Origin of the sequence: Agromyces seonyuensis (assembly GCF_009789225.1) — a bacterium.
Classification (GTDB): Bacteria; Actinomycetota; Actinomycetes; order Actinomycetales; family Microbacteriaceae; genus Agromyces; species Agromyces seonyuensis.
Genome location: NZ_WSTA01000072.1, coordinates 1 through 21,120 on the forward strand (window position 1 = coordinate 1; position 21,120 = coordinate 21,120).

The 21,120-nt window shown below is 72.8% G+C and carries 20 protein-coding genes; 8 read left to right on the plus strand and 12 right to left on the minus strand.

The window, feature by feature from the left end:
• The 4 genes from GB864_RS13995 to GB864_RS14010 form a co-directional block, all read right to left on the minus strand.
• On the minus strand, positions 1-371 hold a 371-nt coding region (locus tag GB864_RS13995), incomplete at its 3' end, for a biotin/lipoyl-containing protein (protein ID WP_336604015.1).
• An 80-nt stretch (positions 372-451) separates the two neighbouring features.
• Complete coding sequence (locus tag GB864_RS14000; RefSeq protein ID WP_160426135.1) at positions 452-1,417, minus strand: alpha-ketoacid dehydrogenase subunit beta; 966 nt, start codon at positions 1,415-1,417, stop codon at positions 452-454.
• 95 nt (positions 1,418-1,512) lie between these two features.
• Positions 1,513-2,643 (minus strand): thiamine pyrophosphate-dependent dehydrogenase E1 component subunit alpha, encoded by a 1,131-nt coding sequence (locus GB864_RS14005; RefSeq protein ID WP_160426106.1) that lies wholly within the window; start codon positions 2,641-2,643, stop codon positions 1,513-1,515.
• A 37-nt stretch (positions 2,644-2,680) separates the two neighbouring features.
• The gene (locus GB864_RS14010; RefSeq protein ID WP_336604016.1) at positions 2,681-3,766 is read right to left on the minus strand and encodes a histidinol-phosphate transaminase; all 1,086 of its coding nucleotides are present in this window, start codon (positions 3,764-3,766) and stop codon (positions 2,681-2,683) included.
• Between the two features lie 63 nt (positions 3,767-3,829).
• Here GB864_RS14010 and GB864_RS14015 point away from each other — a divergent pair, with 63 nt between their 5' ends.
• Positions 3,830-4,216: a phage holin family protein gene (locus tag GB864_RS14015; protein ID WP_160426108.1), complete on the plus strand. Its 387-nt coding sequence runs from the start codon at positions 3,830-3,832 to the stop codon at positions 4,214-4,216.
• On the opposite strand, the gene GB864_RS14020 is transcribed toward GB864_RS14015, so the two are convergent.
• From GB864_RS14020 to GB864_RS14030, 3 genes are all read right to left on the minus strand, one after another.
• Complete coding sequence (locus GB864_RS14020; RefSeq protein WP_160426110.1) at positions 4,191-5,603, minus strand: hypothetical protein; 1,413 nt, start codon at positions 5,601-5,603, stop codon at positions 4,191-4,193. The genes GB864_RS14015 and GB864_RS14020 overlap by 26 nt on opposite strands.
• Complete coding sequence (locus GB864_RS14025; protein WP_160426113.1) at positions 5,600-5,983, minus strand: hypothetical protein; 384 nt, start codon at positions 5,981-5,983, stop codon at positions 5,600-5,602. Before GB864_RS14025 ends, GB864_RS14020 begins: the two co-directional genes overlap by 4 nt.
• A 69-nt stretch (positions 5,984-6,052) precedes the next feature.
• Positions 6,053-6,964, minus strand: coding sequence for an aminoglycoside phosphotransferase family protein (locus tag GB864_RS14030; protein WP_160426115.1), 912 nt, complete (start codon positions 6,962-6,964; stop codon positions 6,053-6,055).
• A gap of 119 nt (positions 6,965-7,083) precedes the next feature.
• Here GB864_RS14030 and GB864_RS14035 point away from each other — a divergent pair, with 119 nt between their 5' ends.
• Positions 7,084-7,605, plus strand: a complete 522-nt coding sequence (locus GB864_RS14035; RefSeq protein WP_160426117.1) for a low molecular weight protein-tyrosine-phosphatase — start codon at positions 7,084-7,086, stop codon at positions 7,603-7,605.
• A 45-nt stretch (positions 7,606-7,650) separates the two neighbouring features.
• A complete protein-coding gene (gene purB, locus GB864_RS14040; protein ID WP_419672791.1) occupies positions 7,651-9,042 on the plus strand; it encodes an adenylosuccinate lyase in 1,392 nt (463 codons plus the stop codon).
• A gap of 94 nt (positions 9,043-9,136) precedes the next feature.
• Here the strand turns inward: purB and GB864_RS14045 are convergent, their stop codons facing one another.
• The 3 genes from GB864_RS14045 to GB864_RS14055 form a co-directional block, all read right to left on the minus strand.
• Positions 9,137-9,283: a hypothetical protein gene (locus GB864_RS14045; protein WP_160426120.1), complete on the minus strand. Its 147-nt coding sequence runs from the start codon at positions 9,281-9,283 to the stop codon at positions 9,137-9,139.
• A 347-nt stretch (positions 9,284-9,630) separates the two neighbouring features.
• A complete protein-coding gene (locus GB864_RS14050) occupies positions 9,631-9,930 on the minus strand; it encodes a hypothetical protein (RefSeq protein ID WP_160426122.1) in 300 nt (99 codons plus the stop codon).
• The gene (locus GB864_RS14055) at positions 9,927-10,526 is read right to left on the minus strand and encodes an HdeD family acid-resistance protein (RefSeq protein WP_160426124.1); all 600 of its coding nucleotides are present in this window, start codon (positions 10,524-10,526) and stop codon (positions 9,927-9,929) included. Before GB864_RS14055 ends, GB864_RS14050 begins: the two co-directional genes overlap by 4 nt.
• Before the next feature lie 391 nt (positions 10,527-10,917).
• On the opposite strand from GB864_RS14055, the gene GB864_RS14060 reads away from it, so the two are divergent.
• The 5 genes from GB864_RS14060 to GB864_RS14080 are packed head-to-tail and all read left to right on the plus strand — an operon-like array spanning position 10,918 to position 18,992.
• Positions 10,918-12,405 (plus strand): pyridoxal-dependent decarboxylase, encoded by a 1,488-nt coding sequence (locus tag GB864_RS14060; RefSeq protein ID WP_160426126.1) that lies wholly within the window; start codon positions 10,918-10,920, stop codon positions 12,403-12,405.
• Positions 12,402-13,766 carry a lysine N(6)-hydroxylase/L-ornithine N(5)-oxygenase family protein gene (locus GB864_RS14065; RefSeq protein WP_160426128.1) on the plus strand — a complete coding sequence of 455 codons (1,365 nt, stop codon included), beginning with the start codon at positions 12,402-12,404 and terminating at the stop codon, positions 13,764-13,766. Before GB864_RS14060 ends, GB864_RS14065 begins: the two co-directional genes overlap by 4 nt.
• The gene (locus GB864_RS14070) at positions 13,763-16,222 is read left to right on the plus strand and encodes a GNAT family N-acetyltransferase (RefSeq protein WP_160426130.1); all 2,460 of its coding nucleotides are present in this window, start codon (positions 13,763-13,765) and stop codon (positions 16,220-16,222) included. Before GB864_RS14065 ends, GB864_RS14070 begins: the two co-directional genes overlap by 4 nt.
• Positions 16,219-18,375 carry a penicillin acylase family protein gene (locus GB864_RS14075; RefSeq protein WP_236779129.1) on the plus strand — a complete coding sequence of 719 codons (2,157 nt, stop codon included), beginning with the start codon at positions 16,219-16,221 and terminating at the stop codon, positions 18,373-18,375. Before GB864_RS14070 ends, GB864_RS14075 begins: the two co-directional genes overlap by 4 nt.
• On the plus strand, positions 18,372-18,992 hold the full coding sequence (locus GB864_RS14080) for a GNAT family N-acetyltransferase (protein WP_160426132.1): 621 nt from the start codon (positions 18,372-18,374) through the stop codon (positions 18,990-18,992). The genes GB864_RS14075 and GB864_RS14080 overlap by 4 nt, the downstream gene beginning before the upstream one ends.
• A gap of 233 nt (positions 18,993-19,225) precedes the next feature.
• Here GB864_RS14080 and pntB read toward each other — a convergent pair whose 3' ends face one another.
• Entirely contained in the window at positions 19,226-20,641 is a 1,416-nt protein-coding gene (pntB, locus tag GB864_RS14085) for a Re/Si-specific NAD(P)(+) transhydrogenase subunit beta (protein ID WP_160426134.1), read from the minus strand.
• A 14-nt stretch (positions 20,642-20,655) separates the two neighbouring features.
• Positions 20,656-21,120, minus strand: a 465-nt coding sequence (locus tag GB864_RS14090; protein WP_202107236.1) for a proton-translocating transhydrogenase family protein, incomplete at its 5' end; no start/stop codon positions are given.

Genomic DNA, 21,120 nt, shown 5'->3' on the forward strand with positions numbered 1-21,120 from the left:
TGATAAAAAAGAGGCTGGACGACAGACGAGCCTTCCTCCGAACTGCCGCCCTCCTCGGCCGCCGCGGGTGCGGGAGCGGGAGCGGGCTCGGCCGCCGGGGCCGGGGCCGCCGGCGCGGGCGCTCCCGCGTCGTGCGTCTGCACCACGAGGATCGGGGTGCCGACGTCGACGGTCGTGCCCTCCTCGACGAGCAGCTCCGACACGACGCCTTCGAACGCGCTGGGCAGCTCCACGAGCGACTTGGCGGTCTCGATCTCGACGAAGACCTGGTCGAGCGACACGGTGTCGCCCGGCTTGACCTTCCACTCGACGATCTCGGCCTCGGTCAGCCCCTCGCCGACGTCGGGGAGGGGGAAACGGATCTCGCTCATGGAACCTGCCTTCGGATCTCGATGCGGTGTTCGGTGGATGCCAGCGTTCCCGGGTGGGGGACCGGCGTGCCGGCCTCGGCTCAGTAGGAGAGCACCCGGTCGACGGCCTCGAGCACCCGGTCGGCGCTCGGGAGGAACTCCGCCTCGAGGGCGGCGGGCGGGAACGGCACGTCGAAGCCCGAGACGCGCACGACGGGCGCCTCGAGCGAGTAGAAGGCACGCTCGGCGACGGTCGCGGCGATCTCGGAGCCGACGCTGACGTTGCCCGAGGCCTCCTGGGCGACGACGAGGCGGCCGGTGCGGCCGACCGAGTCGAGCAGGGGGCCGTAGTCGATGGGGGAGAGGCTGCGGAGGTCGACGACCTCGAGGCTCGTGCCCTCCGCGGCGGCGAGGTCGGCCGCGTGCAGCAGCGTCGAGACCATCGCGCCGTGGCCGACGACGGTGACGTCGGTGCCGGCGCGCACGACGCGGCTCTCGTGGAGGGCGGGACCGGGGTGGTCGAGGTCGACCGGGCCCTTCGGCCAGTAGCGGCTCTTCGGCTCGAAGAACAGCACGGGGTCGTTCGACTCGACGGCCTCGCGGATCATCCAGTAGGCGTCGTGCGGCGTCGAGGGGCTCACGACCCGGAGGCCGGGCGTGTGGGCGAAGTACGCCTCGGGCGACTCCTGGTGGTGCTCGATCGAGCCGATGTGTCCGCCGTAGGGCACGCGGATGACCACGGGCATCGACACGGTGCCGTCGTGGCGCACGGTCTGGCGCGCGAGCTGCGTCGTGATCTGGTTGAACGCGGGGAAGATGAAGCCGTCGAACTGGATCTCGACGATCGGCCGGAAGCCGCGCATCGCGAGGCCGATCGACGTGCCGACGAGGCCGGACTCGGCGAGCGGGGAGTCGAAGACGCGGCGGTCGCCGAACTCGGCGAGCAGGCCCTCCGTCACGCGGAAGACGCCGCCGAGCTTGCCGACGTCCTCGCCCATGAGCAGGACCTTCTCGTCGGCGGCCATCGCGTCGCGGAGGCCCAGCTGGATGGCCTTCGCCATCGGCATCGTGACGACGCCGCGCGTGGCGGGCTCGGCGCCCGCGTGCCCGCCCGGTGCGCTCGACGCGAGCGCGGCATCCTCGATCGTCTCGTTCGTCATGATCACGCGTCCCCCTCGAAGGATGCCTCGTACGCCTCGAGCCAGGCGTGCTGCTCGGCGATGAGCCCGTGCGGCTCGGAGTAGACGTGCTCGAACATCGCCTCGCGGGTCGGCGTCGGCAGTTCGAGCGTGCGGCGGCGCACGTCGGCGGCGAAGTCCGACACCTCCGCGTCGACCTCGTCGAAGAAGGCGCCCTCGGCGCCGCGGCCCTCGAGCCACGTGCGGTAGCGGCTGATCGGGTCGCGGCGGCGCCAGTGCTCGACCTCGTCGTCGCTGCGGTACTTCGTGGGGTCGTCGGCGGTGGTGTGCGCGCCCATGCGGTAGGTCTCGGCTTCGATGAACGTCGGCCCGTGGCCGGCGCGCGCCTCGTCGAGCGCGGCCTTCGTCACGGCGTAGCTCACGAGCACGTCGTTGCCGTCGATCTGGATGCCCGGCATCCCGAAGCCCTGCCCGCGCAGCGACAGCGGCGAGCGCGATTGCCGCGCGACCGGCACGGAGATGGCGAACTGGTTGTTCTGCACGAAGAAGACCTGCGGGGTGGCGTAGCTCGCCGCGAAGACGAGCGACTCGTTCGCATCGCCCTCGGAGGTCGAGCCGTCGCCGTAGTAGACGATGACGGCGCCGTCGCGCTCGGGGTCGCCCGTCGCGGTGCCGCCGTCGAGCTGCATCCCCATGGCGAAGCCCGTCGCGTGCAGGGTCTGCGCCGCGAGCACGAGCGTGTAGAGGTGGAAGTTGCCGTTGGCGGCCGGGTCCCAGCCGCCGAGCGTCGTGCCGCGCAGCAGGCGCAGGATGTCGACGGGGTCGAGGCCGCGGATCATGCCGACGACATGCTCGCGGTAACTCGGGAACACGTGGTCCTGCGGACGGGTCGCGTGGGCCGAGCCGACCTGGGCGGCCTCCTGGCCGGCCGAGGGCACCCAGAGGGCCAACTGCCCCTGCCGCTGCAGGTTCGCGCCGGCGACGTCGATGCGCCGGGAGACGACCATGTCGCGGTAGAAGCGCGCCAGGGTCGCGTCGTCGAGCGCCTCGACCAGCTCCAGATACGGCTCGGCTTCGGGGCTCGGCACCAGCCGGCCGTCGGGGCCGAGCAGCTGCAGCGTCGGCGTGGTGAACACTCGCTCGGGGGCTCGCATCATTCCAAGCTACCCCCGGCCATATGCCCGATCCTTGTTACGCGTCGACAAGCTTCCCCAGCGCTTCGATGAGGCGATCCACACTCTCCTCCTCGCCGATGGAGATGCGCAGGCCGTCGCCGGGGAACGCGCGCGTCACGAGGCCGGCGTCGAAGAGGATGCCCGCGAGCTCCTCGACGCGGTCGACCGCGGGGACCCAGACGAAGTTGCCCTGCGCCACCGGGACGTCCCAGCCCTGGGCCCGGAGGGCCGTGCGGAGCCGGTCGCGGCGCTCTGCGAGGGCGGACACCCGGGCGAGCAGTTCGGCCTCGGCGGCGGGTTCGAGGGAGGCGATCGCCGCGGCCGAGGCCTGCGCCGTGACGGAGAGCGGGATCGCGGTCGAGCGGGCGGCGTCGAGGGCGCGCGTCGAGCCGATCGCGTAGCCGACGCGGAGACCGGCGAGGCCGTAGGCCTTGGAGAACGTGCGGAGCACCACGAGGTTCGGCCAGCGGCCGAGGAGGGTCGAGCCGTCGACGGCGCCGGCGTCGGTCACGAACTCGGCGTACGCCTCGTCGAGCAGCACGATGAGGTCGCTCGGCACGCGGTCCATGAACGCCGCGAACTCGGCGGCCTTCACGGGCACGCCGGTCGGGTTGTTGGGGGAGCAGACGATGACGATGCGCGTGCGCTCGGAGATCGCCGCTTCGATCGCGGCGAGGTCGTGCCCGCCGTCGGCGCGATTCGGAACGGGAACGCTCGTCGCGCCCGCGACGACGACGAGGCCCGGGTAGGCCTCGAAGCTTCGCCACGAGTAGACGACCTCGTCGCCGTGGCCCGCGGCCGCGAGGACGAACTGCTGCAGGAGCGACACCGAGCCCGAGCCGACGAGCACCTCGTCGGCGGTCACGCCGAACTTGGCGGCGAGCCGCTCGCGGAGGGCGAGCGCGGTCGCGTCGGGGTAGCGGTTGACGTCCGTCGCGGAGGTGAGCGCGTCGACGACCGACGGCAGCGGCTCGAACGGGTTCTCGTTGCTCGAGAGCTTGAACCCGTCGGCAGGCGCCGGGCGGCCCTGTCGATACGGCGGGAGGGCCGCGATCTCGGGGCGGAGGCGGAGCGGAGCGGGCAGCGAGTCGTCGAACGTCACCCGACTACGTTAACCCGGGCGTCGCCCGCCGATTTCCCCCGGTGGAGCGGCAGGATGGGTGCCATGCGCTTCCTCCTCAAAGTCATCGTGAGCGCGTTCGCGCTGTGGCTCACGACCCTCATCGTCGACGGCGTCAACGTGGTGCCGTGGGCGGCCGACGACACCGCGGCCACGATCGTGACCTATCTCATGGTCGCTCTGATCTTCGGGCTCGTGAACGCGGTGATCGGCACGGTCATCCGCATCGTCGCGTTCCCCCTCTACATCCTGACGCTCGGCCTGTTCGCCTTCATCGTCAACGGCCTGCTGCTGCTGCTCGTCGACTGGATCTCGGGCCTCATCGGCTTCGGCCTCGAGGTCGAGGGCTTCTGGTGGGCCGTGTTCGGGGCGTTCATCCTCTCCCTGTTCACCTGGCTGATCGGCATCATCGTCCGCCCCTCGCGGGACTGAGCCCCGCGGCGTCCGGGATGCGCTCGGCGGTCCAGGTGCTCGCCGCACCGCGCCCCTCGCCCGTGATGCCGTCGACGACGGCGAGCACGCGGGCGAGGGAGGGCTCGGGGGAGGCGTCCATGAGCTCGGCGGTCTCGCGGTAGCGCACGAGCTGGTGGGCCGGCACCGGTCCCTCCGGCACGTCGACGCCGTCGAACACCTCGCGCCGCACGGGGATGAACCCCGCATCCTGCGGTCGCGCGTTGCCCGCGAGCGCCGGCACGAGGTCGTCCCGATGCTCGACCGAGACGACCTGCACGCCCTCCGGCCGCTCCATGTCGGCGACCGCACCCCCGAAGCTGATCGCGGCGACGACGTCGAGCTCCGGATGCTGCGCCAAGCGGACCGCGCCCATCCCGCCGGCGGAGTGCCCGACCGCGACGATCGGCTCGCCGGAGCGGTACCCGGCTTCCTCGAGCGCGGCGGCGGCCGCACGTTCGAGCCCGGACGACTCGCCCGCGATCATCGCGACGTCGCTCGCCGCGTCGAAGGGTTCGATGCCCGTGACGGGGTTGAAGTCCCGCGTGCCGGCGAGGTACACGAGCCACCCGCCGTCGTACTGCTCGACCCGGACCTGGGGTGTGCCCGGGGCGCCGTCCGGGATGCGCTGGGCGAGCTGGGCGTAGCCGCCCGGCGCGCTCGTCAGCGCCCCCGTCGACGCCGACTGCACCCGGACCGGCGTCTCACGGAGGGCCGCGCCGCCGGTGGCCGCCGCTGCGACCCGCTGGAGGGCCGCGGCGTTCGAGCCGGCCGCGCCGGCGGTGCCCGTGCGGGCGAACTTCACGAGCGTCGGTGCCACGAAGCCGAGGGCCGTCGGCGCGGCGGCGATCGTCGCGATCGCGGCGGCGAGGACCGCATCGTCGGCCGAGTCGACCGCGTTGCGCACGAGGCTCACGAACTCGCGCGAGGCGAGCATCCGATCGACGTCGAACCCGGAACGCGCCCACATGCCGAAACCGAGCACGCCGGCGGCGGTCAGCGTCGGCCCGGGCGCGAAGTGCAGCCCGATGGGGGCGAGCCACGTCACGAGCCGGGCGGCGTGCTCCGCGAGCAGCGCCGCCGCCTCGTCGGCGAGCGCGTAGCCCGCGGCGGTCATCCGCAGTTGCCAGGCGAGCCTGCCGCAGGACGCGGCGACGTCCTCCAGCCGCCGGGCGCACGCGTCGAAGGCGTCCTGGGCATCGGGCAGGGCGGGTCGCGGCGTCGGCACGCCCCACGCGTCGACCTGGCGCGCGAGGCGCTCGGCCCGGTCGCGCGTCTCGAGTTCGGCCTGCGCGAGGCGCTGCGCCTCGACGAGCATGCCGCCGGTCGAGACCGTCGCGCCGACGCCGACCGTCAATTCGCCGCTCATCCGAGCCGTCCGTGGCGCCCGACGGGGGAGTCACCGGCGAAGCGGGCGTCGGCGGCGGCATCGCCCGCGAGCTCCGCCGCTCGCACCGCGGCCCGTTCGTCCTCGAGCGCGGCGTCGGCGACATCGAGTTCGCGTTCCGCGGCGAACAGCGCGGCCTCGAGCTCACCGCACGAGCGGCGCACCTCCGCCCGAAGCTCGGCGAGCCGTTCGCGGTAGCGCTCGGCGGCGCCGGAGCGCCACTCGTCGGCACCGCCGGGCAGCAGCGAGGGCTCGGCGGCCACGGCCTCCGCGACGAGCGCACGGAGCCCAGGCAGCCGCGCCGCGGCGGCGCCCGCGCGGTCGGCGAGCGTCTGGAGATCGAGGGAGCGGAGATCGAACATGCCCGCGAGCCTGTCGTCGAGGGCCCGTCGGCACGCGCCGGTGCGCTCGCGCCGGTGCGGCGCGGCCGCTCAGGCCCGGGCTGGGGAGGACGACCTCTCGGCGCGCAGCTGCTCGAGGGCGAACCGCCCCATGCGGGCGACGTCGCCCTCGCCGGAGGTCTCCGCGAGCATCGACGACGTGACGCCGGCCGCCCACGCGCGGCCGCGCCGCCGGAGGTGCGGATCCAGGGCGCCGAAGCGCTCGAGCTCGTCGAAGAACTCGGCGCGTCCGTCGGCGTCGAAGATCGTCCAGGCGCACGTGAGGTCGCCCGCCGGGTCGCCGGCGCTGAGGTCGCCCCAGTCGATGACGGCCTCGAGCCGCAGCGCGCCGTCATCCTCCCGGACTGCCACGAGGTTGCCGCCGTGGAGGTCGCCGTGCACCCACTGCGGCGCGCCGTCCCAGACGGGGGCCGCCACCCCGTCGGCCCAGAGCTCGAGCAGTTCCGGCGCCCCGGCGCGCGCGATGCGCGCCCGCACGACCTCGTCCCGGTCGCCGAGGGGGACCGCGCGCACGGGGTTGAACGGGGCGTCCGCGGGGGCCGGTCGACGCAGCGCCGCGACGAACCGGGCGAGCGGCCGGGCGAGCGGCACGCGATCGGCGGGCTCCGTGCTCCACACCGCCGTGCCGCCGAACCACGGCACGATCGACCAGGGGAACGGGAAGCCGTCGCCCGGGACGCCGACCGCCACGGGCGCGGGGATCGGCAGTGGGAGCGATTCGGCGAGTTCCGGGAGCCACCGCTGCTCGAACTCGATGAGGGGCACCGCGAGGCGGCGCCGAGGCATCCGCAGCGCGTGCGCGTCGCCCAGTCGGAACACGACGTTGTCCCAGCCGTTGCCCACGAGCCGCACCGCACCGGCGAACTCCGGATGCTGGTGCGCGACGAGCCTCGCCGCCACGTGGACGTCGATCGGCCAATCGGCTGCGGGGGCGTCGGGCATGGGTCATCCTCTCGTCATGGCGCTCCCGCCGCCACCTGTACGGGAGTTCCGGAATTCCCGGCGTCGAAAGTGCTGCCGCCCGTAGAGCGCACGGCATCGCCGGGGCCAGAATGGCAGCCATGGCCGCCGCCCGAGAGCACCCCGAGGCACCTGCATTCCGTGTCTCGTTCGTGTGCGCCGGCAACATCTGCCGCTCGCCCATGGCGGAGGTCGTCATGCGCAACCTCGCGGAGCGCGCGGGGCTCGGCGAACGCATCGCCGTGGAGTCCGCCGGAACGGGTGATTGGCACGTCGGCGAGCACGCCGACCCGCGCGCACTCGAGGCGCTCCGCCGCCGCGGCTACGACGGCGAGACGCACCGGGCCCGGCAGTTCGACCCGGCCGATTTCCCGCGGCTCGACCTCGTCGTCGCCCTCGACCGCCCCCAGGCGCGGGTGCTGCGCAGCCAGGCCCCGACCGCCGACGACTCGGCGAAGGTGCAACTGCTGCTCTCGTTCGACCCGACGCTCGCGGCCCACCAGGACGTGCCCGACCCGTACTACTCCGACGACGCCGCGTTCGACCTCGCGCTCGACCTCGTCGAGCGCTCCACCGCATCCCTGTTCCGCCAGCTCGCACCCGCCCTGCGGACGGCCGGCTGACCCTCGCGGAGAGCACTCGGACAGGGGTTTGGAAGAATGGACCCCATGAGCCTTCCCGCACAGCCCCTCAGTCCCCTCGACGGGCGCTACCGCGCCGCTGCCGGCGAGCTCGGCGAGCACCTCTCGGAGGCCGGTCTGAACCGTGCCCGCGTGCACGTCGAGATCGAGTGGCTCATCGCGCAGACCGACCGCGGCTTCTTCGGTTCGAGCCCGATGTCGGCCGACGAGCAGGCCGCGCTGCGCAAGGTCGTCGCCGACTTCGGACAGCAGGACATCGACGAGCTCGGCGAGCTCGAGGCGACCACCCGGCACGACGTGAAGGCCGTCGAGTACTACGTGCGCGCCCAGCTCAGCGCCCTCGGCCTCGAGCGCATCGCCGAGCTCACGCACTTCGCGTGCACCTCGGAGGACATCAACAACCTCTCCTACGCGATCACGGTCCGCGACGCGGTCACCGAGATCTGGCTGCCGAAGTTCGAGTCGGTCGTCGACCGGCTCACGCGCCTGGCGTTCGAGCACCGCGACGCCGCGATGCTCTCGCACACCCACGGCCAGCCGGCGACGCCGTCGACCATGGGCAAGGAGCTCGCCGTCTTCGCCCACCGCCTCGGCCGCATCGCCGAGCAGGTGAAGCAGACCGAGTACCTCGGCAAGTTCTCCGGCGCGACCGGCACCTTCTCGGCGCACGTCGTCGCCGCGCCCGAGGCCGACTGGCCCACGATCTCCGAGGAGTTCGTCTCCTCGCTCGGCCTGACGTGGAACCCGCTCACCACCCAGATCGAGTCGCACGACTGGCAGGCCGAGCTCTACGGCAAGATCTCGCACGCGAACCGGGTGCTGCACAACCTCGCGACCGACATCTGGACCTACATCTCGATGGGCTACTTCCGCCAGATCCCGGCGCCCGGCGCCACCGGGTCCTCGACGATGCCCCACAAGATCAACCCGATCCGCTTCGAGAACGCCGAGGCCAACCTCGAGCTCTCGAGCGCCATCCTCGACTCGCTCGGCGCGACCCTCGTCACGAGCCGCCTCCAGCGCGACCTCACCGACTCGTCGGCGCAGCGCAACATCGGCGTCGGCTTCGGCCACTCGCTGCTCGCGCTCGACAACCTGCTCCGCGGCCTCGGCGAGATCGACCTCGACCGTGCGCGGCTGCTCGCCGACCTCGACGGCAACTGGGAGATCCTCGGCGAGGCGATCCAGACGGTCATCCGCGCCGAGGTCGTCGCCGGCCGCTCGAGCATCGCCGACCCCTATGCCCTGCTCAAGGAGCTCACGCGCGGCAAGCGCGTCGACGCCGCGGGCCTCGCGGCCTTCGTCGAGGGACTCGAGATCGGCGACGAGGCGAAGGCGCGCCTGCTCGCGCTCACGCCGGCGACCTACACGGGCCTCGCCTCCGAGCTCGTCGACCGACTGCTCGACGACCCGCGCTGATCGTTCGCGCTGATCGCTCGTCCGGCCAAGCCCGGGCGAGGGATGACGCACGATCCGGATGCCCCACGGCCGCGGCCGTGGGGCATCCGTCGTCTCAGCCGCCCATGAACCCCGGGCGCCCCGTCGGGGGCGTGCCGTTCTTCCCGCAGCGGGCGCACTCCTCGTAGGCGCCGTCCTCCGGACCGGAGACGAGCACCCACTTGTGCCAGCCGATGCGGCATCGCCACGACTTCCGCGCCATGTCGCCCTCCTTCGCTCGATGGAAGGGATGCGATCGACGCTACGCCGAGTCCGTGGCGGCGGCGAGACCCGTCGGTCGAGCAGGGAGCGCAGCGAAACCGTCGGTCGAGTAGCGAGCGCAGCGAGCGTATCGAGACCCGGTGCGTCGACCTTCCGGACTCCGGAGAGGAACTCGTCGGGTCTCGATACGCTGCGCTACTCGACCGGCGAAGGGCGAGCGCAGCGAAACCGTCGGTCGAGTAGCGAGCGCAGCGAGCGTATCGAGACCCGGTGAGTCGACCTTCCGGACTCCGGAGAGGAACTCGTCGGGTCTCGAGGCGCCGCGCTACCCGACCGGCGAGCAGCGGATCAGTGCAGGCCCTCGCGGGGGTCGGCGGCCGGCGGCTCCTCGGTGGAGCCCTGCTCGGCGAGGTCGGCGATCTCGCGCTCGTCGGGCTTGAAGGAGAGCACCGTGAGGGCGAGCACGACGAGCACGACGATGAAGGCGGCGGCGGCGAAGATGCCCGCGAGCGCCCAGTCCCGCGTGACCATGAGGACGATCACGCCGGTGAAGATGCCCGCGATCCCAGCGCCCCCGAGGTACTCGAGGGGCTTCAGGAGTTCCCGCCGGGTGGGGGCGGGGAACTCGTCGCCGGGGGTGTTGCTCACGACTGCTCCGTTCCGGGCAGGGTGCCCGTGGGTGCGGCGCCGCCCGCACGGCGGTCGACCGCGCCGAAGCGCAGCGACAGCCCGCCGATGAGCAGGTAGACGCCGATGATGACGAGGTAGGCGCCGAGGTAGCCGACGACGGTCGCCGAGTCGGCCGGCAGCACGAGGTTCACGACGGCGTAGACCATCGTGAGCGCGCCGACGACGACCTGGTCGCGCGAGGCCGGGTCGACGCCGCGGCCGCGCAGGCCGACGACGAGCTCGACGAGACCGGTGACGGCGGCCCAGGCGATGAGGATGACGGTGAACGTCGCCAGCGAGACCGGCAGGACGAGCGCCAGGATGCCCGCGATCGCGGTGACCGCGCCGTTCAGCATCCACGCGGCGCGGCCGACGCGGTCCTGGCCGAAGCGGGCGCCGAGCGCACCGACGACGAGGCCGGAGACGAGCGCCCAGAGGCCGAACGCGACGAGGCCGAAGGTGGCCGTGTGGTCCGGGTTGAACGTGAAGACGAGCGCCGGCACGAAGCCGATCGCGGCACGTACGACGGGGACCGTCCAGTACGCCGGATGTCCGGCGACCACGGGCGTGCTCACGGCGACCTCTTCCGCAGGGTTCGGGGGACTGCCGCAGGGGCGGCGCAGTACCGTCCGAGTCTAGTCGCGGCGATTCCGTGAACCCGCTGGGGGTGGTGGTCTCGATACGCGGCTTCGCCGCTACTCGACCAGCGGAGGGCTTCGCCGCTACTCGACCAGCGGAGCACGGTGGTCTCGATACGCGGCTTCGCCGCTACTCGACCAGCGGAGGGCTTCGCCGCTACTCGACCAGCGGAGGGCTTCGCCGCTACTCGATCCGCGGAGGGCCTCGAGGAGTCACGGACGTGACGTGCGCGCCGATCGCTGCTAACTTAGGCGAGCCTCACCTAAACTTGCCCCTCGTTCGGGGGGATATTCGTCGCGCCCGGACGGCGCGGAGAAGGGCTCGAACGTGACTGGAATCCTCACCAATCGGAGTGCCGGCGAGTACGCCGCGCGCCTCGCCGAAACGGTCGACCGCATCGCCGACCGCATCGCCACGACGGAGCATCCGTTCAGCGGAGCATCCCGAGCCGACCTGCAACGCGCGGTCGACGCCGTCTCCCTCGACGCCCCCGGCATCGGCACCGCGGCGGCGATCGCCGAACTCGACGAGCTGTTCGTCGCGCATTCGATCCGCTTCCACGACCCGGCCTACCTCGCCCACCTCAACTGCCCCGTCGTGCTGCCGGCCGTCGCGGCCGAGGCGATCATCGCCGCCGTCAACCCGTCGCTCGACACGTACGACCAGTCGACCTCGGGCACGCTCATGGAACGCCGGCTGATCGACTGGACCGCCGAGCGCATCGGCTTCGCCGGCGGCGACGGCGTCTTCACCTCGGGCGGCAGCCAGTCCAACCTGCAAGCGCTCCTGCTCGCCCGCGAGGCGGCGCTCACCGCCGTGGGATCGCCGCGCGGCCGGGACCGCGCCCACGCCCAGGCCGACCTCGTCGTCGTCGCCACGGCGTCGAGCCACTTCAGCGTGCAGAAGTCGGCCCTCGTGCTCGGCCTCGCCGACGATGCCGTCGAGCTCGTGCCGACCGACGACCTCGGCCGGATGCTCCCCGAGGCGCTCGCCGCCTCCCTCGCCGCGCTGCGCGCCGCCGGGCGCATCCCGATGGCCGTCATCGCGACGGCCGGCACGACCGACCGCGGCTGCATCGACCCGCTCGCCGCCATCGCCGACGTCTGCGACGAGCAGCGCGTCTGGCTGCACGTCGACGCCGCCTACGGCTGCGGGCTGCTCATCTCGCCGACGCGGCGCGGACTGCTGACGGGCATCGAGCGGGCCCGCTCGGTCACCGTCGACTACCACAAGAGCTTCTTCCAGCCCGTCTCCTCCTCGGCGCTCGTCGTGAGCTCGGCCGCCGATCTCGCGCCGATCGCCTGGCACGCCGACTACCTGAATCCGCTGGAGAACGCCGAGCCGAACCAGGTCGACAAGTCGCTGCAGACGACCCGGCGGTTCGACGCACTGAAGCTCTGGGCGACACTGCGGGCGCTCGGCGCCGACGGCCTCGGCGAGCTGTTCGACCGCGTGCTCGACCTCGCAGCCGACGTCCACGTCGCAATGGCGGCCGAGCCCGACTTCGAGGTCGTCGGCACGACCGACCTCAGCACCGTGCTCTTCCGCTACGTCCCGGCCGACTGCCCGGCGGAGGCCGCGGACCGTCTCGTCCCGCGCATCCGGCGCGTGCTCTTCGAATCGGGCCGCGCGCATGTCGCGAAGACCGTGATCGACGGCCGGCCGTGCCTGAAGTTCACGCTGCTCAACCCCGAGACGACCCTCGCCGAGGTGCTCGCCGTCCTCGACCTCGTCCGGGCGACGGGCGACGGCCTGCTCGCCGCCGCGCGGCTCGACGAATCCGATCTCACCGTCGACCTGGAGGCCTCGCGATGACCGGCACGGCCCGCCCCGACCGCATCCACGATCTCGTCGGCATCGGCATCGGCCCGTTCAACCTGGGCCTCGCCTGCCTCGCCGAGCCGCTCGACCTCGACGCGGTGTTCCTCGACGGCGCCGACGACTTCCGGTGGCACCACGGGATGCTGCTGGAGGGCTCGACGATCCAAGTGCCCTTCCTCGCCGACCTCGTGTCGATGGCCGACCCCACCTCGCGCTTCTCGTTCCTGAACTGGTTGAAGCAGCGCGGGCGGCTCTACCCGTTCTACATCCGCGAGAGCTTCTACCCGCTCCGCGCCGAATACGACGCCTACTGCCGCTGGGCGAGCGAGCAACTGGCGAGCCTGCGCTGGGGGCGGCGCGTGGTCGCCGTCGAGCGCGACGAGGCCGACGACTGCTTCGTCGTGCGGGCCGTGCTCGGCGACGGCACCGAGGAGCTCGTGCGCGGCCGTCACCTCGTGCTCGGCACGGGGACCGCACCCACCGTGCCCGCGGCGCTCGCCGACGTCGCCGACCGGCTGGTGCACAGCGCCGACTACCTCCACCGGCGCGACGAACTCGTCGCCTCCCCGTCGATCGCGATCATCGGCAGCGGGCAGTCCGCCGCCGAGATCTACCGCGACCTGCTCGAGGAGATCGACGCCCACGAGTACCGGCTCGACTGGATCACCCGCAGCCCGCGGTTCTTCCCGATGGAGTACACGAAGCTCACCCTCGAGATGACCTCGCCCGAGTACACCGAGCACTTCCACGGGCTGCCCCAGTCGATGCGGGACCGGCTCGGCCGCGAGCAGCGCGGCCTCTACAAGGGCATCTCGGGCGACCTCGTGGACGACATCTACGACACGCTCTACCGCAAGAGCGCCGCACGGCCCGTGCCGACGACGCTGCTCACCGACACCGAGCTGCTGTCGGCCCGACCGACCGGTTCCGGCCTGTCGCTGCGCCTCCGGCACGGCCAGCTCGGCGCCGAGTACGAGCGCGAGGTCGCGAGCGTCGTCGTCGCAACGGGGTACGCGCCGCGCGTCCCCGAGTTCCTCGAGCCGATCGACGGCTTGATCGATCGCGATGCGCTGGGGCGCTTCGAGGTCGCGCTCGACTACACGATCGACGGCGGCCGCGGCCGCATCTTCGTGCAGAACGCCGAGGAGCACACGCACGGCCTCACGGCCCCCGACCTGGGCTTCGGCGCCTGGCGCAACTCGAACATCCTCGCCGCGATCCTGGGCTCCGAGCCGTACCCGATCGAGCGCCGCATCGCCTTCCAGGAGTTCGGCGTCCCCGCCGACGCCGATGTCCCGGGCCGAGACCGCCCCCGACCGACCGCACACGACTTCGCCCGGGAGGCGACCCGATGAGCATCCTGCTGCCCGCTGACCTCCGCTCCGACGCCGGATTCCGCCACGAGAGCCCCGTCGGCCCGCTCGAGATCGTGCCGCTCGATCCCGAACGCGACGCCGCCCTCGTGCAGGGCTGGCTCGCCGACCCCCGCTCGGCCTTCTGGCAGATGGGCGATCTCGACGTCGACTCCGTGCGCGAGTACTTCGCCGGCGTCGTCGCCGACCCGCACCAGGATGCCTGGCTGGGCCTCCGCGACGGACGCCCCGCGTTCCTCGTCGAGACCTACGACCCCGCGCGCATCCTGCTCGTCGACGTGCACGACGCCCGACCCGGCGACCTCGGCATGCACCTGCTCGTCGCTCCGCCCACGACCGAGCGCACCCACAGGCTGACCTCGGCCGTGATGGCGGCCGTCGTGGCGTTCTGCTTCGACGCCCGCGGGGCGACGCGCATCGTCGTCGAACCCGATGTGCGCAACGCCGCCATCGCCCGCAAGAACGCCGAGGTCGGCTTCCGCATCGTCGGCGAGATCGACCTGCCGGGCAAGCGGGCCTCGCTCGCCGTGCTCGACGCGGACGACCGGCGGGCGGCGCAGCTCGCGGCCGCGGCCGCGTCCGCCTCCGGAGGAGCGGACGGCGCTGCCGCCGCTCGTCCGGGCGGGGACCTCGTCTCGTCCGGCGCCCCGCACCTCGCCCCCGAGCCGATGACCGCCGCGCAGCGCCACCTCGTCGCGAAGGCGATCGCCGAGTTCACGCACGAGCGGCTGCTCGCGCCCATCGCGCTCACCGACCCCGACGCCGACGGACTCGCCCGGTACCGGCTGACGACCGCCGGCTCCGACTACGTCTTCACCGCGCGACGCCACGCCCTCGAGCACTGGGCGATCCAGGAGGCCACGCTCGAGCGCACCGTCGACGGCGTCCCGGCGGCGCTCGACGCGCAGGAGCTCGTCCTCGAGCTGCAGGGCGAACTCGGCATCCCCGACGCCCTGCTCGCGACCTACCTCGAGGAGATCGCGTCGACGCTCGCGAGCGCCGCGTTCAAGCTGACCCGCGACCCGTCGCCGGCCGCCGAACTCGCCCTCGCCGGGTTCCAGGCGATCGAGGCCGGGATGACCGAGGGCCACCCCGGGTTCGTGGCGAACAACGGCCGCATCGGCTTCGGGCTCGACGAGTTCGGCGCGTTCGCCCCGGAGTCCGGCGCCGACGTGCACCTCGTCTGGCTCGCCGTGCGGCGCTCGCTGAGCCACCTCGCGCTCGGCGACGGCCTCAGCGAGACCTCGCTCTACGACGGGGAGCTCGGCCCCGACCTCGTCGCGGAGTTCTCGCGACGGCTGCGGGAGCTCGGCCTCGACCCGGCCGAGTACCGCTGGCTCCCCGCGCACCCGTGGCAGTGGCAGCACCGCATCGCCGTCACCTTCGCCCCCGACGTCGCGCGGCGCGACCTCGTGCCGGTGGGCACGAGCCGCGACGCCTATCGGGCGCAGCAGTCCATCCGCACCTTCTTCAACACGACCCGCCCCGAGCGCGCGTACGTGAAGACGGCCCTCGCGATCCAGAACATGGGCTTCCTCCGCGGGCTCTCGCCGGCGTACATGCGGCACACCCCGGCGATCAACGACTGGGTCGCCGAGCTCGTCGGCACCGACCCGACGCTGCAAGCCGCCCGCTTCGTAGTGCTGCGGGAGCAGGCATCCATCGGCTACACCGGTGACGTGTACCACCGCACCGCCGCGCCCTCGGCCCATCGCAAGATGGTCGCCGCGCTCTGGCGCGAGAGCCCGCTGCCGCGGATCGGCGGCGGCGAGCGCCTCGCGACGATGGCCGCCCTGCTGCACCGCGACCCGTCGGGCGCCTCGCTCGCGACGGCGCTCGTGCGCGCCTCCGGCATCCCCGCCGACGAGTGGGTGCGCTCCTACCTCGACGCCTACCTGCGCCCGGTCGTGCACACCCTGCTCGCGCACGACCTCGCGTTCATGCCGCACGGCGAGAACGTCATCCTCGTGCTCGACGGCCACGTCGTGCGCCGGGTCTTCATGAAGGACATCGGCGAGGAGGTGGCCGTGCTCACCGACCGCGCGCTGCCGCCGCAGATCGAACGCATCCGCCAGCCCGTCGACGCCGCCGAGCGGGCGCTCGCGATCTTCACGGACGTGTTCGACGGCGTGCTGCGCCACCTCGCGGCCATCCTCGACGGCGACGGCACGCTGCGGGAGGCGCGTTTCTGGCAGCTCGTCGCCGAGTGCATCGACCGGCACGCCTCCGAGCATCCCGACCTCGACCCCGCCGTCGACCTGCGCGCCGAGCGCTTCGCGCACTCCTGCCTGAACCGCCTGCAGCTGCGCAACACCCTGCAGATGGTCGACCTCGCGGACCAGTCGGCCTCGCTGCTCTACGCGGGCACGATGGCGAACCCCATCGCCCGGCGCGGCGGCGGCACGGGTGCGGTCGGTCGCGCGAGCCGCGTCGAATGAGCGATGCGAGCCGGATGCCCCGGGCCGAACTCTTCCGCGATACGCTCGGCGTCCCGCACCTGCGGGCCGACGACGAGCTCGCCCTGGCGGAAGCGCAGGGGCGCGTCACGGCGCTGGACCGCACCTGGCAGATCGAGGTCGACCGCTGGCGCGCTCAGGGCCGGCTCGCCGAACGGCTCGGGCCGGCCGGCCTCGAGTGGGACCGCTTCGCCCGGCGCATCCGGCTCGCCGACACGGCCGAGCGCGTGTTCGCGGCGCTCGACGCCGACGACCGCGCCTGGGTCGAGGCGTACGTCCGCGGGGTGAACGCGGGTCTGGATGCCGGGCGCCGCCGCAGCCCCGAGTTCGCGTCCCTCGACACACTGCCGGGGGAGCGACCTGCGGACGAAGATTGGGAGCCGTGGGCGCCGATCGGCATATTCCTCGTCGCGCATGTGCTGTTCTCGCCCTTCCCGAGCCTGCTCTGGCGGGCGCATGTCGCCCGCGCGCTCGGGGATGACGCCGTCGACTGGTTCACGCCGGGGTCGGCGCCGTCCGGCGCGGGCAGCAACGCCTGGGCCGTACACGGATCGCGCACCTCCAGCGGGGCGCCGCTGCTCGGCGGCGATCCGCACCGCCTCCTCGAACTGCCGGGCGTCTACCAGCAGGTGCGGCTCGCGTGCCCCGAGTACGACGTCGTCGGCCTCGCGTTCCCCGGGGTGCCGGGCGTGCCGCACTTCGGGCACACGGGTGCGGCGGCCTGGGGCATCACGAACGCCATCGCCCACTCGGTCGACGTCTTCACCGAGCGATTGGATGACGATGTCGACGGTCTCCGGGCCCTGGGGCCCGACGGCTGGGAGCCGACGGCGCACCACGTGGAGACGATCCAGGTGCGCGGCGGCGAGTCCGTGCCGGTCCGGGTGATCGAGACCGCACGGGGGACGGTCGTCGCCGGGGCCGATGCCGGCGAGGACCCGGCGGCGGGCGCGTGGAGCATCCGCCTGCCCGCACGGATCGAGTCCGCGGCGGGGTTCGCCGCCTTCCCCAAGCTGCTGCGCGCCCGCACCGCGGCCGACGTTGCCGACGCGTTCGCACTCTGGTCGGACCCGGTGAATCGGGTGGTCGCGGCCGACCGCGACGGCAGGGTGCTGCGCTTCACCGCGGGGCGCGTGCCGGAACGCCCGGTCGGGGAGCGTCGTCTGCCGCTCGACGGCGCGACCGTCGCGACCGTGCCGATCGTCTCGGCGATGACACCGCCCGAACCGGTTTCGGGCTTCGCCGTGGATGCGAACGAGCGCCCGGCCGGCCGGCCGCATGCCGCGCTCGGCTTCGCCTACTCCCACGACGCGCGGGCGCGACGCATCGCCGCACTGCTGGACGCGGGTCCGACCGACGGGGCGGAGACGCCCTCCGCCCTGTCCCGCCTGCACGCGGACACCGTCTCGCTCCGCGCGCTCGCGCTGATCGCCCGGCTGCGGCCGCACCTCGCCGCCGTCGGCACGGATGCCGGCCGAGACCTCGCCGGTCGCCTCCTCGACTGGGACGGCGACGTCGCCGCCGACAGCGCCGACGCCGCCCGCTACGAGCGCTGGCGGGACGAGCTCGTCGCCCGGGTCGCCGACGACGAGCGGCTGCGCCCGTTGCATTCCCCGCACGGCATGGGCGCGATCTTCGACCCGTGGTTCTCGGTGCGGGGGCGGGTCGGCGACTCCATCGAAGCGCTGCTCGACGCCCCCGGGCTCGGGCTCGACGTCGGCGCCCTGCTCGTCGCAGCGATCGAATCGGTCGCCTCCGGCAGTGCGGAGGGCGACGGCGCGGCCTGGGGCGAGGCGCACCGCCTGCACCCGCTCCACGTCCTCGCCGACCTGACCGACCCGCCCGACGGCGTCGTCGTCCCGGGTGTCGACGGCGTCCCCCTCGCGGGCGACGGCGACACCGTGCGGTGCACCGGATCGGTCCCCGGCGTCACCCCCCTCGGCTTCCGCGGATCGGTCGCCCGCTGGACCTGGGACCTCGGCGACCGCCGGCGCAGCCGCTGGAACGTGCCGTTCGGCGCATCCGGCGTTCCCGGCGACCCTCATTTCGACGACCAGCTCACCGACTGGGCGCACGCGGCGACGACCGAGATCGTCACCGACTGGGACGCCCTCGATCCAGAGGAGTGGCGATGAGCCTGCTGATCTCCGGCGCCCCGGGCGCCGTGGTGCACCGCACCCACGACGACGCGCTCGGCGAACTCGTGCTGACCGTGCTCGACGTCGACGACACCGCCGACCTCGACGTCGTGCACGACTGGGTGCGCGAGCCCCGGGCGGCCTTCTGGGGTCTCGGCGAGCTCTCCCGCGAAGAACTGCGGGAGCTCTACCGGTACGTCGACGGCCTGGAAACGCACCACGCGTTCCTGCTGCGCCGCGGCGAGCAGCCGATCGCGCTGCTCCAGACCTACGACCCCGCGCACGACCCGGTGGGGGAGTGCTACCCCGTCCGCGACGGCGATGCGGGCCTGCACTTCTTCGTCGGCTCGCACGGCACCCGCCTCGCGGGCGTCACGACGCGCATCATCCTGGCCTTCGGGGAGTTCCTGTTCTCGAGCCCGGAGGCCGTGCGGGTCGTCGTCGAACCGGACGTGCGCAACGACGCCGCCATCGCCCGGATGCGCCGCGTCGGCTTCGAACTCGGCCCCGAGATCGACCTCGAGCACAAACGTGCGCAGCTCGCCTTCCTCGAGCGCTCGGCGTTCGAGGGGTTCGCGGCGGCACGGAACCGTCCGCTCCCGCCGGTCGAGTAGGCGCCCTCCCGCCGGTCGAGTCGGCGCGCTCCCGCTGGTCGAGTAGGCGCGAAGCGCCGTATCGAGACCACGCACCAGGTCTCGATACGGGCTCCGCCCTACTCGACCACCCAACGTCCCGCCGGTCGAGTCGGCGCGAAGCGCCGTATCGAGACCACGCACCGGGGGTCTCGATACGGGCTCCGCCCTACTCGACCAGCGGGTTCCGCAGCTCCTCGACCAGCGGGGAGCGCTCAGAGCGCCCGGATGATATCCTCCACGCGCTCCTTGGCGTCGCCGAAGAGCATCTGCGCGTTGTCGCGGAAGAACAGCGGGTTCTGCACGCCCGCGTAGCCCGAGGCCATCGAGCGCTTGAACACCACGACGTTCTCGGCCTCCCACACGCGCAGCACGGGCATCCCGGCGATGGGGCTGCCCGGATCTTCGGCAGCGGCGGGGTTGACGGTGTCGTTCGCCCCGATCACGAGCACGACGCTCGTGCCGGCGAGCTCGTCGTTGATCTCGTCCATCTCCTCGACGATGTCGTAGGGCACCTTCGCCTCGGCGAGCAGCACGTTCATGTGCCCCGGCAGGCGCCCCGCGACGGGGTGGATGCCGAAGCGCACGCCGATGCCGCGCTCGCGCAGGCGGGCGGTGAGTTCGGCGACCGGGTACTGCGCCTGGGCGACGGCCATGCCGTAGCCGGGTGTGATGACGACGGTGGATGCCCCGCGCAGCATCTCCGCGACGCCCGAAGCCGCGATCTCCCGCGCCTCTCCCTCGGGCTCGTCGCCCGTCGAGGCAGGCGCGGCGATGCCGAAGCCGCCGGCGATCACCGAAATGAATGAGCGGTTCATCGCCTTGCACATGATGTACGAGAGGTAGGCGCCCGAGGAGCCGACGAGCGCACCGGTGACGATGAGCAGGTCGTTGTCGAGGAGGAAGCCCGCCGCGGCCGCAGCCCAGCCCGAGTAGCTGTTGAGCATCGAGACGACGACGGGCATGTCGCCGCCGCCGATCGAGGCGACGAGATGCCAGCCGAGCGCGAGGGCGAGGGCGGTCACGACGACGAGCAGCCACAGTTCGGGCGTGATGACGTACCAGACGGTCAGGCCGACGAAGACGACGAGAGCGCCGAGGTTGAGCACGTTCTTGCCCGGGAGCATGAGCGGCTTCGAACTCATGCGCGCCGAGAGCTTCAGGAACGCGACGATCGAGCCCGTGAAGGTCACGGCGCCGATGAAGACGCCGATGAAGACCTCGGCGTGGTGGATGTCGAGGAGCGCGCCGTCGAGGCCGTGCTCGTCGAGCGCGCCGTTCCAACCGACGAGCACCGCGGCGAGGCCGACGAAGCTGTGCAGCAGGGCGATGAGCTCGGGCATCCCGGTCATCTCGACGCTGCGCGCGCGCCAGAGTCCGATCGAGCCGCCGATGAGCAGCGCGGCGACGAAGAGCACGGCGCCGAGCAGCACGCCGGGCTCGCCCCACGCGCCCGCGAAGGTCGCCCACACGGTCGCGACGAGCGCGATGACCATGCCGACGATGCCGTACAGCACACCGCCGCGCGAGGTCTCGTGGCGGCTCAGGCCGGCGAGGCTGAGGATGAAGAGGAGTGCGGCGACGAGGTAGGCGGCGCCGGCGATGGAGGCGGGGGTCAGGAGGTCGGTCATGTCGGGTTCCTCGCTCAGCTGCCGGCCCGGTCGCCCTTGGCGAACATCGCGAGCATGCGTCGGGTGACGGCGAAGCCGCCGAAGATGTTGATGCTCGCCAGCAGCACGGCGACCGCAGCCAGGATCTGGACGACGAGCACGTCGCTCGTCAACTGCACGATGGCGCCGACGACGATGATCCCGGAGATGGCGTTCGTGACGCTCATGAGCGGGGTGTGCAGGGCGTGGGCGACCTTGCCGATGACGTAGAAGCCGATGACGACCGAGAGCGCGAGCACCGTGAAGTGCTGGGGGAGCGGCGCGGGGGCGACGGCGTTGATCGCGAAGAGGGCGGCGATGCCGACGCCGATCAGCACGGCCTTGCGCACGGGCGTGAGCCAGGGCTGCTTCGGCTCGGGCGCCGGGGCGGCCGCGGCCGCGGGGGCCGCGGCGGGCACCGCGGAGACCTGCACGGGCGGCGGCGGCCAGGTGACCTCGCC

Excerpts from the sequence above, each read along its gene's own strand:
- GB864_RS14000 (WP_160426135.1), bottom strand. The coding sequence starts at position 1,417 with ATGCCGATGGCGAAGGCCATCCAGCTGGGCCTCCGCGACGCGATGGCC.
- GB864_RS14005 (WP_160426106.1), bottom strand. The coding sequence starts at position 2,643 with ATGCGAGCCCCCGAGCGAGTGTTCACCACGCCGACGCTGCAGCTGCTC.
- GB864_RS14015 (WP_160426108.1), top strand. The coding sequence starts at position 3,830 with ATGCGCTTCCTCCTCAAAGTCATCGTGAGCGCGTTCGCGCTGTGGCTC.
- GB864_RS14020 (WP_160426110.1), bottom strand. The coding sequence starts at position 5,603 with ATGAGCGGCGAATTGACGGTCGGCGTCGGCGCGACGGTCTCGACCGGC.
- GB864_RS14025 (WP_160426113.1), bottom strand. The coding sequence starts at position 5,983 with ATGTTCGATCTCCGCTCCCTCGATCTCCAGACGCTCGCCGACCGCGCG.
- GB864_RS14030 (WP_160426115.1), bottom strand. The coding sequence starts at position 6,964 with ATGCCCGACGCCCCCGCAGCCGATTGGCCGATCGACGTCCACGTGGCG.
- GB864_RS14035 (WP_160426117.1), top strand. The coding sequence starts at position 7,084 with ATGGCCGCCGCCCGAGAGCACCCCGAGGCACCTGCATTCCGTGTCTCG.
- purB (WP_419672791.1), top strand. The coding sequence starts at position 7,651 with ATGAGCCTTCCCGCACAGCCCCTCAGTCCCCTCGACGGGCGCTACCGC.
- GB864_RS14045 (WP_160426120.1), bottom strand. The coding sequence starts at position 9,283 with ATGGCGCGGAAGTCGTGGCGATGCCGCATCGGCTGGCACAAGTGGGTG.
- GB864_RS14065 (WP_160426128.1), top strand. The coding sequence starts at position 12,402 with ATGACCGGCACGGCCCGCCCCGACCGCATCCACGATCTCGTCGGCATC.
- GB864_RS14070 (WP_160426130.1), top strand. The coding sequence starts at position 13,763 with ATGAGCATCCTGCTGCCCGCTGACCTCCGCTCCGACGCCGGATTCCGC.
- GB864_RS14075 (WP_236779129.1), top strand. The coding sequence starts at position 16,219 with ATGAGCGATGCGAGCCGGATGCCCCGGGCCGAACTCTTCCGCGATACG.
- GB864_RS14080 (WP_160426132.1), top strand. The coding sequence starts at position 18,372 with ATGAGCCTGCTGATCTCCGGCGCCCCGGGCGCCGTGGTGCACCGCACC.
- pntB (WP_160426134.1), bottom strand. The coding sequence starts at position 20,641 with ATGACCGACCTCCTGACCCCCGCCTCCATCGCCGGCGCCGCCTACCTC.